This window comes from Rothia aerolata, assembly GCF_014635585.1.
In the GTDB taxonomy this organism is placed as follows: Bacteria; Actinomycetota; Actinomycetes; order Actinomycetales; family Micrococcaceae; genus Rothia; species Rothia aerolata.
This window is the reverse complement of sequence record NZ_BMDC01000003.1, coordinates 321,852-335,298: the sequence shown is the minus strand read 5'-3', so window position 1 is coordinate 335,298 and position 13,447 is coordinate 321,852. Positions and strand designations below refer to the sequence as shown.

Below are 13,447 nucleotides of genomic sequence, written 5' to 3'. Positions count from 1 at the left end.
AAACAAATAAATATTTGGTATCAGTCCTAGTCAACACACCAACCACATGGTTGGCGTGTTCCTTATTGAACAAAGCACACTATTGAGTTCTCAAACAACAAACCACACCCACCAGACACACCACCATAAGAAGTCATATGTACCGGGTAGGTCAGTCAAAATTTCTTGGAAAATTCACCGCGATGTCCCGGGAAGTTTCTTCCCTCGCCGCGGCGACCTCATCTACTATACGCAGGTGCAAGACCCCTTGCAACCCGGTTCTCGGTGTGCTAGCTTACTTACAAGCGTGTTATTTTACTGTTTCTCCTAGTCAACCCGTAATTTGAGGTTCATAATTTTTTTCAAAAAACTTTTAAAGTCCCCTCAGAAGCCTCATTTTCACCCTCCAATACCCCGAGTGCCACCCCTTTCACGTCATATTGAGGTCATAAAAGTCAGCCTACGAACTATCTATCACCAAAGAAACAAGAAGCCGGGGAACACATCACAAAAGATGTGTTCCCCGGCTTCTTGTTGCTGGGAACTACTGGGCGGCTCGTCGACGGGAGACCTCGTAGAGGCTAATGCCCACCGCCATCGAAGCGTTCAGCGACTCCATCGCCGAGTCAATCGGAATAGAAACAATCTGATCGCAGTTCTCGGTCACCAGGCGGGAAATTCCCTTACCCTCAGAACCAACCACAATCATGAGCGGTTCGGTGGCAAGCTCCAGCTGGGGAAGCTCGATATCTCCCCCGCCGTCAAGACCAATCACAAAAATGCCCTGGTCTTTGGCCTGCTGCACCACGCGGGTGAGGTTGGTAGCCATAGCAACGGGAATACGGGCTGCCGCACCGGCAGAAGTCTTCCACGCCGAGGCGGTCACTGCCGCCGAGCGACGCTCAGGAATAATCACGCCGTCACCGGAGAAAGCCGACACGCTACGGATGATAGCGCCCAGGTTGCGGGGGTCGGTAATACCGTCCAGGGCAACAAAGAGCGGCGGGGTGCTGAGCTGACCCTGGTGATGCTTTTCCATCACGGAAAGAACCAGGTCGGTAGCATCCGGGTACTTGTAGGGAGGAATCTGTAGCGCAACCCCCTGGTGCACCGAACCCTCGGTCAAACGATCCAGCTCACCGCGGGAAATCTCCAGCATGGGCAGGTTGATTTTATTGGCCAGCACCATGATTTCTTTAACGCGCTCGTCCGTCTCAATACGGCTCATCACGTAAAGATGCTTGGAGGGAATGTCGGTTTTCAGTGCCTCAAGCACGGCGTTGCGGCCGGTCACCAGCTCCTCTGAGGTGCGCTTGCCACCGAGTCGAGGCTGGGGCTTGGCGTGCAAGCCTACCTGACGGCGCTCAGCGGCACGCTTCATCTTATAGGCCTTGTGGTAGGGGCGGTCCTCAGCCTTGGGAGTAGGACCCTTACCTTCAAGAGCACGGCGGCCTTTACCACCCGAGCCCTTGGTAGGACCCTTCTTCGCGCTGCTTGCGCCGGGGCGTCGTCCTGCTTTAGCCATACAAACTCAATTCTGAGCGGAAACCCGCTCACTCGAAACACCTAAATCTGGCGCTGTAATAAAACTTATATTTGTCAATAGCCTAGTCGAAGTTGAACCTGTTAGGTAAGAGCAACGGCTAAGGGGTGGCGCTGGCAACTGGCTCGGGGCTGGCGTTAAGGGATGTTGCTAGCGCCATCCCTTAGTTGTTGCTTAACCGATCGACCAGGTCGAGCCGTCCGCGCCGTCTTTAACCACAATGCCGGCCTGGGCAAGGGCATCGCGGATAGAGTCAGCGGTAGCCCAGTCCTTCGTGGCTCGGGCTTCTGCCCGCTGGGTCAGCAGGGACTGAATCAGCGAGTCCAGCGCCTCGTGCTCACCGCCACCAGAGCCTGCGCCCAAATCCATCAACTGCACCAGACCCAGAACATCGGCCATAGCGTAGACCTGGGCTGCCAGCTCCGAAGCGTCCTGGCCCTGAGCCAGCGCCGAATTACCGGCCCGGGTGGTCTCGTGCAAAACGGCCAGAGCGCGGGGAATGTTGAGGTCATCGTCCATTGCGGTTGCAAAGGCTTCGGGGACGGCGCCGCCGGCAGCGGGTGCGGTCTTGGCCAGGAAAGCCTCCACGCGCTCCACCGAAGTCCGTGCCTCTTCCAGAGAGGTGGGGCGGTAGTCCAGCACCGAGCGGTAGTGAGCCTGCCCCAGGTAGTAGCGCACCACCAGGGGGCGGGCCTCTGCCAGCATCTCCGCGGGAGAGACTGTATTGCCAATGGACTTGGACATCTTCTCGCCCTCGTAGGTCACCAGACCGTTGTGGAGCCAGAAGTTAGCAAAGCCGTCGCCGGCAGCGGTGGACTGCGCCAGCTCGTTCTCGTGGTGGGGGAAGCGCAAGTCCAGGCCACCGCCGTGAATATCGAAGCGGGCGCCCAGATACTTGCCCGCCATCGCCGAGCACTCCAGGTGCCAGCCGGGGCGTCCCCGGCCCCAGGGGGACTCCCAGGAGGCAGAAATGGGCTCGGTTTCCTTATATCCCTTCCACAGGGCAAAGTCGCGGGGGTCGCGCTTACCGCGGGGGTCGGCGTCCTCGGCGTCCTTCATATCGTCGATGGACTGGTGGGTCAGCTCCCCGTAGTTGGGCCAGGACTTCACATCGAAGTAGACATCGCCGGAGTCATCCAGGGCGGGGTAGGCATGGCCCTCGTCCATCAGACGCTGAATCAGCGCAAACATCTCGGGAATGTGGCCGGTTGCCCGGGGCTCATAGGTGGGCGGGGCAATGCCCAGCGCAGCATAGGCGGCGGCAAAAACCTTCTCAAAGCGGTAGGCCAGCGCCCACCACTCCTCGCGGGGGTGCTCACCTTCAAAACCCTCTTCAAAAGACCTGGCGGAATTAGCCAGAATCTTATCGTCAATATCGGTGACGTTACGAACGGTAGTGACCTTAAACCCCCGGTAGGTTAGCCAGCGGGAAAGCTGGTCAAAGACCAGGGCCGAGCGCACGTGGCCAATGTGGGGGGCTCCCTGAACGGTGGCGCCACAGTAGTAGAGGCGGGCCTCACCCTCATGTACGGGTTCAAAGTCGCGGACAGATGCAGTAGCTGTATCGTAAAAACGTAAAGTCACGTATCTAGTCTAAGCAAAGCCGCGGAGCTTTTGCACAAGGCAAAGCCCTAGGCCGGGTAAACCAGGGCCGTAGCGATTGCAGCCACGCCCTCTCCCCTGCCGGTGAGTCCCAAGGCATCGGTGGTGGTTGCGGTGACGGTCACCGGGGCGGACGCCGCCTCAGAGAGCACCGCGTTCGCCTCGTCTCGGCGCGGAGAAAATTTGGGCTTATTGCCCACCAGCTGCACCGCGATATTTCCGATCTCAAAGCCGGCGGCCCGCACAATTGCCGCCGCCTCAGAAAGAATCCGCACCCCCGAGGCACCGGCCATATCGGGCCGGTCTACCCCGAAGTTAGAGCCCAAATCCCCGGTTCCCGACGCCGAGAAAAGGGCGTCTGCTGCCGCATGAGCCACCACATCGCCGTCCGAGTGGCCGCTCAGGCCCCGCTGGCCCGGCCAATGCAGGCCCGCCACCCACAGCTCAGTGCCCTCTTCTCCAAAGGCGTGCACGTCTACACCGATACCGGTGCGGGGAATCATCATTATTTTTCTTCCTTTTCGTAGAGCGCCTTGGCCAGGGCCAGATCAAGCGGGGTTGTGATTTTGAAGGCATCTGCCGAGCCGGGCACGGTCTTGACCGGGATTCCCAGGGTCTCTGCCAGCATGGCGTCGTCGGTAATCGACTCTGCCAGCCCCTTCTGCGCTGCCTTCTCGTAGGCACCCAGCAGAGTTGCCAGGTTGAACCCCTGAGGGGTCTGCACCGCTCTTAGCTGCGAGCGGGCGGGAGTGCCGGTCACATAGCCCTCGGCATCGACCGACTTGATGGTATCGACCACCGGTAGCACCGGGATGACGGCCTCTTCGCCGTCGTCCAGCGCAGCGCACACGTTGGCAAAAACCTCGCCCGGGGTAAAACAGCGCGCGCAGTCGTGCACCAGGACGGCGCTGGGTTCGGTATCGCTGAAGCCCTCACGGACCGGCGCGGTGGGAAGGGCCGCCAGGGCGGCCGCCACCGAATCAGCCCGGCTTGCTCCGCCGGTAACTACGGCAGCCCCAAACTCGCGGGCAGTCGCCGTCAGCTCGCTGTCGCCGGCAGGAACCGTCACCACCAGTCGAGAAGCCACCCCGGCGGCGTCCACGCCCTCCAGCGCCCAGCGCAGCAGGGACTTCTCAGCCACCGGCACCTGCGCCTTAGGCACCCCAAAGCCCAGCCGCGAACCCGAACCCGCCGCAACAACAACAACGGCGAACGCACGGTGCCGGTGTGCACCCACGTTCGCCGTTGCAGAAAAAGTCTTAGTCTCAGTCACAGACAAAGAGCATACCCGAAACGAGGTTTAGACGTTCTCAAGAATCTTATCGAGTTCAACCTCAGCAGCTTCTTCGTCAATGTCTTTCGCCAGAGCAACCTCTGAAGAGAGAATCTGGCGAGCCTTAGCCAGCATGCGCTTCTCGCCGGCAGAAAGACCGCGATCGTTCTCCCGGCGCCACAAATCGCGCACGACCTCAGCGACCTTAATAACATCGCCAGAGGCCAGCTTCTCAACATTCGCCTTGTAACGGCGAGACCAGTTGGCTGCCTCTTCAGTGTCAGTAGCCTGAAGAACGTCGATAACCTCCTGCAGACCGCGCTCGTCAACCACGTCACGCATGCCCACCATGTCAACATTTTCAGCGGGTACTTCAATCACAAGGTCGCCCTGTGCTACCTTGAGCTTCAGATACATTTTTTCTTCGCCACGAATCTTGCGCATCTTGATTTCTTCAATCGTTGCAGCGCCGTGGTGAGGGTATACGACGGTTTCGCCAACCTCAAAAAGCATATGGATAAACCCCTTTCAGCCTATCTATTCTAGCACGGGCAGTTTTATATGGGTTTTAAGTAAAAATTAAGTCTCATATGTCAAAATGCCGGGGAACTGCCGGTACTTATACAGACGTTCTGTTCATAAACCGTTAGACTGGAGAGCGAAAGACTCTACTCTTTGGATTCTTTGCGCCAATCACACACATGCAATCAGCGTTCAAGAATTCAAATCCTTCGTGACCATCAAGGAGTTCCTACAGTGAAGTTCGCAGCTTCCCGCACTGCCAAGCGCGCAAGTGTAGCCGTTGCACTCTCAGCAGCGCTGCTGACTGGTACCACCGGTTGTACCTTCATCAACACCTACAAGGGCGACCAGCCCACTACCCTGATGTACGATGCTTCTGACGGAGTCTCCTACACCATGTGGGTCAAGGGCCAGCGCTTCGATATTCGCAACCTGATGGTGATTTCCGAGGGTAACGGCCAGCCCGGCCGCCTGCTCGGTACCGTGCTGAACCTGGGCAACGAAGACGTTGACTTCACCCTGGATCTGGGTATCGACGGAGTAGAGAACCCCACCATTCACGTTCCCGTGGGCGAGGAAGTTCGTTTTGAGGACGACGCTAACCAGCTCATCATTCCCGAGATTCCCGTTCAGCCCGGTGAAATTCTACAGACCACCGGCGTAATCGGTGATACCACCGAGGCATCTAGCCTGCCCGTTCTTGACGGAACCCTGGAAGAGTACCAGCCCTACCTGCCCAATGCAGCCGAGGCTGACTCTGCCAACCCCACTCCTTCGGTCTCTGCCCGTCCCCTCACCGATGAGGAACTGGCCCAGGCGACTGCAACCCCTTCAGCAGACGCTAACAACTAAAGCCTAAAGAAATGGCCCGGCTCCCTTTGGAAAGGGAGCCGGGCCATTTCTTTAAAGACTCTAGCCAAAGGTCGGGTTATAGGACAAAATCTGTGTCCCACCCCGGGCATGCCACTCAAGATAACGGCAGAAAAGCGTAGCTTCTAACCACCTGGGCGCAGATTCAAAAGGGACAAGCACACCGAAGCGGCGACTCGATAAAACAGAGGCAACTGCGCGGGCTACCATAATCGCCGAGTGGCCATTTTTATACCGTTTTTCGCAGGTTTTCGGTATAAAAATGGCCCCTCGAGGAAGCCCGATAGATAAAGTACACGTTTCTTCTTGCTGGGCTGACGTAGGTACACCTGTGTTCCCTGGGTACACATCTAGATGTGTACCCAGGGAACACAGGTGTACCTTTGGCCTCTCGACCGGGCTTTGCTTGTACCTTTGGTGTCCCCACAGGAATCTATGTGTACCGAGAGCTTGTTTCAGCGCAAAATGCACGATTAAGGAAGGTCGGCCAGCGCTCTCGGGCTGGCCGTTCCACCTTATGAAGACGCTCTTAGGGCTCAAACTTATAGCCCAGGCCCCTCACCGTCACCACGTAGCGCGGATGCGAGGGATCGGGCTCAATCTTTGAGCGCAGGCGTTTGATATGCACATCGAGGGTCTTGGTGTCTCCCACATAGTCTGAGCCCCAGACCCGGTCGATGAGCTGAGAGCGGGTCAGCACCCGGCCAGCATTGCGCAAGAGCATCTCGAGCAGCTCAAACTCCTTAAGCGGCATCGAAACGTTCTCGCCGTCCACCGTTACCACGTGGCGCTCAATGTCCATGCGCACCGGCCCACCCTCGATGCTCTGGCCGGCAGGCTCTTCGACGTCTGCCCGACGGCGCAGGACGGCGCGGATTCGCGCCACCAGCTCGCGGGAAGAATAGGGCTTGGTCACGTAGTCGTCAGCACCCAGTTCCAGGCCCAGAACCTTGTCAATCTCAGAATCTTTAGCGGTGAGCATGATGATAGGCACGGTGGAGGTAGAACGAATCTGCTTACAGACTTCCATACCCGACTGGCCGGGAAGCATCACATCCAGCAAGACCAAGTCAGCGCCGGTGTGCTCGAACTCGGCAACGGCATCAGTTCCGTTGTCTACCACCTGCACTTCGAAACCCTCACGGCCCAGGAGGAAAGCCAAAGGCTCGCTCAAAGCCTCTTCATCTTCAACAACCAAAATCCTGGTCACTAGTTTGCGCCCTTCATTGTATTCAGCAAATCCTGCTCGGTCTCTTCATCAACCGTAGGTAATGTCATAGTAAACGTAGATCCCTCTCCGGGCACAGACCAGACCGAAATCTCGCCGCTGTGTTGGCCCACCACGTGCTTGACGATCGACAGGCCCAGGCCGGTTCCGCCGGTCTGGCGCGACCGCGCCGGGTCAATCCGGTAAAACCGTTCAAAGATACGGTCTTGCTCGTCCTCGGGAATACCGGGGCCCTGGTCTTTCACCGAAACCTTCACCACGCCGTCCCGCTCCGTAATGCCGATACCCACCTTGGTCTTCTCTGGCGAATAGCGGATTGCGTTCTCAATCAGGTTCCTAATGGCCGTGCCTAAAAGCTCCGGATCACCGTGAACGGGTCGCTTCGCCCGGCCACCGGCCTGCAAGATGATTTCCTTACCCTCAGCGGTAATCCGGTTGCGGTCGATAGAGGCCGAGACCACCTGGTTAATATCAACCAGCTGAGACTGGCGCACCACGTCAGAGGACTGCAAACGTGAGAGCTCAATGACATCCTGAACCAGGTGGGAGAGCCGCTGTGATTCCTTCTGAAGTCGCTGAGAGAAATACTCCACCGAGGCGGGGTCATCAGCAGACGATTCGATAGCCTCAGCCATAAGACCAATCGCCCCCACCGGAGTCTTGAGCTCGTGGGAAACATTCGCCACAAAGTCGGTGCGCATAACCTGCACGCGGGCGAACTCGGTGCGGTCATCGGCAAGCACCAGAATAAACTCATCGCCCACCGGCGCAACCCGCAGGTCAATCACCAGCTGCGACTGCGAAGTCATACCGCGCGAAACCCTAATCTCCCGCTCAACAATCACCTCGCGCGAACGCACCTGGTGAATCATCTCAAGTAGCTCAGCGGTAGCCACCGAATGGCCCTTGACCAGCCCCAGGGCGTAGGCGCCCGGAGAAGCCTGCACCACCCCGTCCACAGCATCAACCACCACGTAGGCACGCCCAATAACGGCCAGCACTTCCGCTGCGCCGTCACTCATACCGGGTTCCTCAACATCGGCCCACCGAGCACGCTCGCGTTCACTTTTATTGACCGCCCACATGCTACCCACGCCAATGCAGAGACCAACCAAAACTGAAATCAATGCTAAGAGGATAGGATCCACCTATCTAGCTTAGACATAAAGCCCAAGTAAACTCCCCTTTAGCCGCCCAAATTACCCGCAGGTTCAACTAACGTTTACCCCAGTGAACAGAATCGTTCACATTCACTTGGCACACTGTATAAACGTATGACTAGCGGTTAAAGCAAGCCGCCAAACCTAATCCTCCAAGCGAAAGGGCTCGCACGTGCGCAAAGTCTTTCAGGCAGAACTCCACCAGGTGGGCGAAGAACTCATTCAAATCTCAACCCTGGTTAAAGAAGCACTGGTTCGCGCCGCAGACTCCTTCCTCAACTCAGATATTGAAGAAGCCGAAGAAGTAATTTCCAATGACCAGCGCATTGACTTTCTGCAGAACCAGCTCGACGAACGTTGCATCGACATTCTTGCCCTGCAGGGCCCGGTAGCCTCCGATTTGCGCGCGATTGTCTCTTCTCTGCGCATGAGCTCCTCGCTGGAACGCATGGGAGATCTTGCCCGCCACGTTGCCCAGATTGCCCGTATGCGCTTCCCCGAAAAGGCTGTGCCCGAGGAAGTGGCAACCATTTTCTCCGAGATGGTTGAGCTCGACACCCAGATTATTGATTCGGTCATCAAGCTGCTGGAAACCCGCGAGCTTTCCCTGACCGAAGAGATTTACAGCCACAAGGCCCGTATCAATAACCTCCACCGCGAGGTTTTCAAGATGATGAATGCCGAGGACTGGCAGCACAGCCCCCAGGTGACCGTAGACGTTACCCTCGCCTCCCGCTACCTGGAGCGCTTTGGCGACCACGGCGTCTCTGTTGCCCGCAAGGTCAACTACCTGGTTACCGGCGAGTGGAGCTAGGTTTCTGAATCTTTAAAACAAAAAGGGGAGGCACCCGATCTGCGGGTGCCTCCCCTTTTGTGTTTCAGGGAATTACTTCTTACCCTGGTTAGCTACTGCCTTGATCGCGTCAGCTGCTGCTTCGGGATCGAGGTATTCGCCGGCCTTAGTGGGCTTGAAGTTCTCGTCCAGCTCGTAGTAGAGCGGAATACCGGTGGGAATGTTCACACCCACGATATCCTCGTCTGAGATACCCTCAAGGTTCTTCACCAGTGCACGCAGGGAGTTACCGTGTGCTGCAATCAGAACGGTCTTGCCGGATTCGAGATCGGGCTTGATGTCTGATTCCCAGTAGGGCAACATACGCTCGAGAACGTCCTTGAGGCACTCGGTGCGGGGTGCGTTCTCAACGTCTGCGTAGCGGGGGTCATTAGCCTGAGAGAATTCGTCGTTATCGTCGATGGCCGGAGGCGGCACATCGTAGGAACGGCGCCAGGTCATGAACTGCTCTTCGCCGTACTTCTTCAGGGTCTCAGCCTTGTCCTTGCCCTGGAGCGCACCGTAGTGGCGCTCGTTCAAACGCCAGCTGCGCTTGACCGGAATCCAGATGCGGTCTGCGGCATCGAGAGCCAGGTTGGCGGTGTTGATGGCGCGGCGCTGCAGGGAGGTGTGGACGACGTCGGGAAGGATACCGCGTTCCTTCAGCAGCTCGCCGCCGCGCTTTGCCTCTGCCATGCCCTTCTCGGTCAGGTTAACATCTACCCAGCCGGTGAAGAGGTTCTTTTCATTCCATTCAGACTGTCCGTGACGGAGCAATACCAGTTTATAAGTCATGCCTTTATTATCCCACTAAAAAGCACACGTGCAAAGACATTCCCACGCGAATATGCCATTTCTTTGTGTGTTTACGTGGGTTTTTATCGGCGGCGTACCGTCACGGCCGGGCGCACATCCGCCATGAACACACCGGCGGCGGTTGCCACAATCAGCTGCAGGAAGAGCGAGTTGAAGTTGGTGAACAGCATCAGCAGAGAAACCACCGTGCAACCGGCGGTGATCGCCACCCAGAAATTCTTGGTGCGTTTAAAAGCACTCTCATAGGCGTAGTTGGTAGCGGAGAGGGCAGAAACCAGCGCCCACACCGACATCACAGCCACCACCAGGGCAAAAGCCTTATCGATGGTGATAGTTACAAGAAAAACAAGTTCAATTGGACTCACGCTTCTAACCCTACCGTTACTTTCCCAGCGGCGCGAGCGCCTGCTCAAAATCGCGATAGAGGTCTTCTGCCGATTCGATGCCCACCGCCAGGCGTAGCAGAGAGTCGGGAATGGAGTCTGGTTCAGAGGAATGACGACGACGCCGCTCCACCAGCGACTCGACGCCGCCCAGGCTGGTGGCGGGGGTCCAGAGCTGGAGCCGGTTCAGCACTTCTTCGGTTTCTTGGGCAGAGGCATCGAGCACGATGCAGAGAATGGAGCCGAAGCCGCTCATCTGCTGTTTGGCTTTTTCGTGGCCCGGGTCAGTGGGCAGGCCCGGGTAGCGCACCTCTGTGACCGCCGGGTGGGCAAGGAACTTCTGCGCCAGAATTTGAGCGTTTTCCATCGCTTTGTTCACGCGCAGGGCCAGGGTGCGCACCCCGCGCAGGGCAAGCCAGGCCTCAAAGGGGCCGGCAATAGCGCCGTTGGTGGTGCGGTGGTGCAACATGGCCTCCCGCAACCTGGGGTTGTTCGTGGCGGTAGCACCCAGCACCACATCGGAGTGGCCGGCCAGGTACTTGGTGGCGGAGTGAACCACGATGTCAGCACCAAGTTTCAGCGGCTGCTGTAGCAGCGGGGTGGCAAAGGTGTTGTCTACGGCGGAGACAATGCCCAGTTTGCGTGCCTCGCCCAGAATCTGAGGAAGGTCGGCGACCTCGAGCATGGGATTGGTGGGGCTTTCCATCCACAGCAGAACCTTGGGGGCCGCGTAGTCGATGTTCTCGGCGGTGGTGCCAGCCCTGTCTGCCGCGGCATGCAACTCTGCCAGCACCGAGTCGGTGTCGTTGAGATCCAGTCGCACCACCTCGGCAATGCCGCGCTTGGCTAGGTCGCTGGCCAGGCCCACCGATGCCATGTAGGTGTGCTGGGGCAGCAGAATAATGGAGCCCACCGGCACCAGGTCCATCACCGAGGCCACCGCCGCCATACCGGAGGAAAACACCAGACCGGGCAGTTCCGCGCCCTCAAGAGAGGCCACCGCGTCTTCAAAACCGTTCCAGGTGGGGTTATCGAAACGGGCGTAGACGGTGTCTTCGGGAACAACCTTGCCCGCCCCTCTAAAGGTTGAGGACAGCACAATCGGCGGGTTCACCGGGGCGTCGTGGTCATGGGCGGGGCGGCCAACGCCCACCACCAGGGTCTCTGCGGAAATTTTTGTCTGATCGGTCATGCTCTTAGATTAGACCGAACGGAATCGCCGCGCAGGTTGCTGTTCACACAGCGAGAAAAAGTGAGGGCTGACGGACCACAAGCGATACGAAGGGGGTAACCAACTGGCATCGGGATGAAGCGAAACGGGTGCAAGCTTGCGAGCACTCAAGAGTGAGTGGAATCGCGAAGCGTACGTTTAAGGGAGGTTGGCTACCCCCTTCGTATCGCGCTGAAATGTTAATTAGCTCACTTTGACCAGGATTTTACCGTGCACGCTCCCGCTTTCCTGGGCAGCGTGGGCGGCAGCGGCGTCGTCCAGAGAAAAGACCTTCTCCCAGCGGCTCTTCAGCCGCCCCTGCGCCATGAGGGTGTTCAGCGTGCGGGCCGCCTCAGCGAGGTCGTCGCCGGTTGCTACCGACATGGCAAAGCCGCGCACCGTCACCGCCCTGGTGTAGGTTGCCCCCACCGGTAGCTCGGGGCGGGCTGCCATATTAGCGCTGAGGATAATCTCGCCGCGGGGTGCGAGCAGGGGCAGAATCCGCTCAAAATCGTGGTTGCCTCCGTTATCCCACCAGTGATCGTAACCGTCGGGAGCAACCGCTTTTAATGCCTCAAAAAGGTCTTTGCGGTGGTAGTCAATGACTTCAGCGGCACCGAGCTGACGCACATAGTCGAAGTCGCCTTCGGAGGCAGTTGCCACCACCCGGGCCCCGGCGAGGGCGGCCAGCTGTACCCCGGCAGACCCCACCGCCCCGGCGGCTCCGCCAATCAGCACGGTCTCGCCAGGATAGATGCGGCCAAAGCGTTGCAGAGCCAGGAAAGCGGTTGAAAAGCCGTGGGACGCCGCGACGATTTGCCTGGTATCGTCCACCTCCTCGGGCACGGGGAAAAGCCGCTCACGGGGGACGGCGACGTACTCGGCAAAGCTGCCCGAGCGCGCGTCATAGCCCATCGAGTTAGACCAGACCCGCTGGCCGGGCTCAAACTCCTCTACCGCAGATTCCACCACCGTTCCCGCCAAATCCCGGCCAATGGGGAAGGGGAAGTTCAGCTGGGTGGCGTAGGCGCCAGAGCGCACAAAGGTATCAACGTGGTTGACCGCCGCGTACTCGACCTTCACCACAACGTCGGTGGGCCCGGGCTTCGGCTGGGGCAGCTCCCCCACCTCAATGGTTTCAGCTGCCCCGGTCTGCTGGATGAAAGCGGCTTTCATGTCTACCTCCGTGAGAGTCTCTGTGGGTGATTCTACTCTTCACCGAACTTTTGCTTCAGGCTAGAGAGGTCAGCATCGCTGATCCGAAGGCCCACCCGGCGTGAGAGCTCCACCGCCTCGTCCAGGCCAATTTCCCTGTGCTCGGTTTCCTGCCCGGCCCGCCGGATAGTTACTGACCTCTCGGTGACGGTGTAGTGGGCTTGGCCCACGTAGCCGGCGACCACCAGGTGGTTTTGGAAGATTGAGAGCGGGTCAGCGGTAAGAATCAGGTGGCCGGTTCGGGCATCGTTGGGCATCACCGGCAGTGTGTCGATGATGTGTTCGGTTTTGCCGTTGCGCGTCAGGTACCAAAAGGTCTGGCCCTCTTGCTCTTTCTTCCCGAGGGTAAAGACCTGCCCCACAGTGCTTCTGGTGGCGCCGTCTTTCAGTTCAATCGGCCGGTCAATGCTAAACCCAAACCCCGGGTCGCACAGATACTCGCTACCCTCAATCGAGACGGTCAGGCACAGGTGGGCGCGGATATTAAAGTCGGTGTGCACCCGCGACAAACGGCGCCTCACTTTAAAGCCCAGCTGCTCTAGCACCCCGGCAAAGAGCTGCGCGTGCTCATAGCAGTAGCCCCCGCGGTCGTCGTCGAGTAGCTGCTGCTGAACTCTCTTGGGATCAATACCGGGGTGGTGGCCCAGCAGAACATCCACGTTGGCAAAAGTCCGCGTGTGCACGTGGGCGGAGTGCAAATCAGACAGGTAGGTCAGACTGGGCGCCTGCCTGCCCATTCCGAGAACGTGCAGGTAGCGGTCTACATCGAACTGGTCAGAATTCCAGCTCTCCCCCGTGAGATATTTATCGAGCG

At 58.4% G+C, this 13,447-nt stretch carries 14 protein-coding genes; 2 read left to right on the top strand and 12 right to left on the bottom strand.

Features of this window, described 5'->3' with window-relative positions; translation table 11 throughout:
* Window positions 1-523: 523 nt before the first annotated feature.
* The 5 genes from rlmB to IEV00_RS09445 all read right to left on the bottom strand — a co-directional run bounded on the left by rlmB (window position 524) and on the right by IEV00_RS09445 (window position 4,910).
* Window positions 524-1,504, bottom strand: coding sequence for a 23S rRNA (guanosine(2251)-2'-O)-methyltransferase RlmB (gene rlmB, locus IEV00_RS09465; RefSeq protein ID WP_188360109.1), 981 nt, complete (start codon window positions 1,502-1,504; stop codon window positions 524-526).
* Window positions 1,505-1,696: 192 nt separating this feature from the next.
* Window positions 1,697-3,106: a cysteine--tRNA ligase gene (gene cysS / locus IEV00_RS09460; RefSeq protein ID WP_188360108.1), complete on the bottom strand. Its 1,410-nt coding sequence runs from the start codon at window positions 3,104-3,106 to the stop codon at window positions 1,697-1,699.
* A gap of 47 nt (window positions 3,107-3,153) precedes the next feature.
* Entirely contained in the window at window positions 3,154-3,630 is a 477-nt protein-coding gene (ispF, locus tag IEV00_RS09455; protein ID WP_188360107.1) for a 2-C-methyl-D-erythritol 2,4-cyclodiphosphate synthase, read from the bottom strand.
* Window positions 3,630-4,397: a 2-C-methyl-D-erythritol 4-phosphate cytidylyltransferase gene (ispD, locus tag IEV00_RS09450; protein WP_229723167.1), complete on the bottom strand. Its 768-nt coding sequence runs from the start codon at window positions 4,395-4,397 to the stop codon at window positions 3,630-3,632. Before ispD ends, ispF begins: the two co-directional genes overlap by 1 nt.
* A 27-nt stretch (window positions 4,398-4,424) precedes the next feature.
* On the bottom strand, window positions 4,425-4,910 hold the full coding sequence (locus IEV00_RS09445) for a CarD family transcriptional regulator (RefSeq protein ID WP_188360105.1): 486 nt from the start codon (window positions 4,908-4,910) through the stop codon (window positions 4,425-4,427).
* 243 nt (window positions 4,911-5,153) lie between these two features.
* On the opposite strand from IEV00_RS09445, the gene IEV00_RS09440 reads away from it, so the two are divergent.
* On the top strand, window positions 5,154-5,771 hold the full coding sequence (locus tag IEV00_RS09440) for a hypothetical protein (protein WP_188360104.1): 618 nt from the start codon (window positions 5,154-5,156) through the stop codon (window positions 5,769-5,771).
* A gap of 547 nt (window positions 5,772-6,318) precedes the next feature.
* Here IEV00_RS09440 and IEV00_RS09435 read toward each other — a convergent pair.
* Window positions 6,319-6,999 carry a winged helix-turn-helix domain-containing protein gene (locus IEV00_RS09435; RefSeq protein ID WP_188360103.1) on the bottom strand — a complete coding sequence of 227 codons (681 nt, stop codon included), beginning with the start codon at window positions 6,997-6,999 and terminating at the stop codon, window positions 6,319-6,321.
* Window positions 6,999-8,039 (bottom strand): sensor histidine kinase, encoded by a 1,041-nt coding sequence (locus IEV00_RS09430; protein ID WP_229723166.1) that lies wholly within the window; start codon window positions 8,037-8,039, stop codon window positions 6,999-7,001. Before IEV00_RS09430 ends, IEV00_RS09435 begins: the two co-directional genes overlap by 1 nt.
* Window positions 8,040-8,349: 310 nt before the next feature.
* Here IEV00_RS09430 and phoU point away from each other — a divergent pair, with 310 nt between their 5' ends.
* Window positions 8,350-8,991 (top strand): phosphate signaling complex protein PhoU, encoded by a 642-nt coding sequence (gene phoU / locus IEV00_RS09425; RefSeq protein ID WP_188360102.1) that lies wholly within the window; start codon window positions 8,350-8,352, stop codon window positions 8,989-8,991.
* Window positions 8,992-9,063: 72 nt separating this feature from the next.
* Here the strand turns inward: phoU and IEV00_RS09420 are convergent, their stop codons facing one another.
* The 5 genes from IEV00_RS09420 to IEV00_RS09400 all read right to left on the bottom strand — a co-directional run bounded on the left by IEV00_RS09420 (window position 9,064) and on the right by IEV00_RS09400 (window position 13,370).
* On the bottom strand, window positions 9,064-9,804 hold the full coding sequence (locus IEV00_RS09420) for a phosphoglyceromutase (protein ID WP_188360101.1): 741 nt from the start codon (window positions 9,802-9,804) through the stop codon (window positions 9,064-9,066).
* Window positions 9,805-9,887: 83 nt separating this feature from the next.
* Window positions 9,888-10,190 (bottom strand): DUF2516 family protein, encoded by a 303-nt coding sequence (locus IEV00_RS09415; protein ID WP_229723165.1) that lies wholly within the window; start codon window positions 10,188-10,190, stop codon window positions 9,888-9,890.
* Between the two features lie 16 nt (window positions 10,191-10,206).
* A complete protein-coding gene (locus tag IEV00_RS09410) occupies window positions 10,207-11,400 on the bottom strand; it encodes a trans-sulfuration enzyme family protein (protein WP_188360100.1) in 1,194 nt (397 codons plus the stop codon).
* 222 nt (window positions 11,401-11,622) lie between these two features.
* Window positions 11,623-12,594, bottom strand: coding sequence for an NADPH:quinone reductase (locus IEV00_RS09405; protein WP_188360099.1), 972 nt, complete (start codon window positions 12,592-12,594; stop codon window positions 11,623-11,625).
* 32 nt (window positions 12,595-12,626) lie between these two features.
* Window positions 12,627-13,370 carry an arylamine N-acetyltransferase family protein gene (locus tag IEV00_RS09400; protein ID WP_188360098.1) on the bottom strand — a complete coding sequence of 248 codons (744 nt, stop codon included), beginning with the start codon at window positions 13,368-13,370 and terminating at the stop codon, window positions 12,627-12,629.
* Between the last annotated feature and the right edge of the window lie 77 nt (window positions 13,371-13,447).

Bases quoted from the DNA above. Each gene is read 5' to 3' on its own strand.
- rlmB (WP_188360109.1), bottom strand. From the start codon at position 1,504: ATGGCTAAAGCAGGACGACGCCCCGGCGCAAGCAGCGCGAAGAAGGGT.
- ispF (WP_188360107.1), bottom strand. From the start codon at position 3,630: ATGATGATTCCCCGCACCGGTATCGGTGTAGACGTGCACGCCTTTGGA.
- IEV00_RS09445 (WP_188360105.1), bottom strand. From the start codon at position 4,910: ATGCTTTTTGAGGTTGGCGAAACCGTCGTATACCCTCACCACGGCGCT.
- IEV00_RS09430 (WP_229723166.1), bottom strand. From the start codon at position 8,039: ATGAGTGACGGCGCAGCGGAAGTGCTGGCCGTTATTGGGCGTGCCTAC.
- IEV00_RS09420 (WP_188360101.1), bottom strand. From the start codon at position 9,804: ATGACTTATAAACTGGTATTGCTCCGTCACGGACAGTCTGAATGGAAT.
- IEV00_RS09410 (WP_188360100.1), bottom strand. From the start codon at position 11,400: ATGACCGATCAGACAAAAATTTCCGCAGAGACCCTGGTGGTGGGCGTT.
- IEV00_RS09405 (WP_188360099.1), bottom strand. From the start codon at position 12,594: ATGAAAGCCGCTTTCATCCAGCAGACCGGGGCAGCTGAAACCATTGAG.
- IEV00_RS09400 (WP_188360098.1), bottom strand. From the start codon at position 13,370: ATGGGCAGGCAGGCGCCCAGTCTGACCTACCTGTCTGATTTGCACTCC.